The 334-nt window shown below is 34.4% G+C and carries 1 protein-coding gene; it reads right to left on the reverse strand.

Annotation, left to right across the window (positions count from 1 at the left end):
• The coding region (locus tag FRY74_RS12820) for a SprB repeat-containing protein (protein ID WP_223265888.1) at positions 1-334 on the reverse strand (334 nt) is incomplete at both ends.

A 334-nucleotide genomic window follows, 5' to 3' on the forward strand; every position in this document is an offset into this window, starting at 1 on the left:
AATAAGTATATGGAAAAGCTCCTCCTGAAACATAAACTTCAGCTGTTCCTGTATTACCTCCAAAACACAACACACCAGTAGTAATTATAGAGTCTATTTGAGGCGCAGATAAATCATAAATGGTAACTGTATCTATTACACTACAGCCTAATGAATCATAAGCATATCCATAATAAGTTCCTGCAACAACTCCAATTAAGGAACTATCTGTACTTAATATATTCGTACCATCAGTCCATTCGTAAGTATATGGAGGAATACCATTAGCAACAACATTTACATAAGCATTACCATCAGCTTGATTACAACTAGATGAATCTGTACTAGATGCCAA

Source organism: Vicingus serpentipes, assembly GCF_007993035.1.
Taxonomy (GTDB): Bacteria; Bacteroidota; Bacteroidia; order Flavobacteriales_E; family Vicingaceae; genus Vicingus; species Vicingus serpentipes.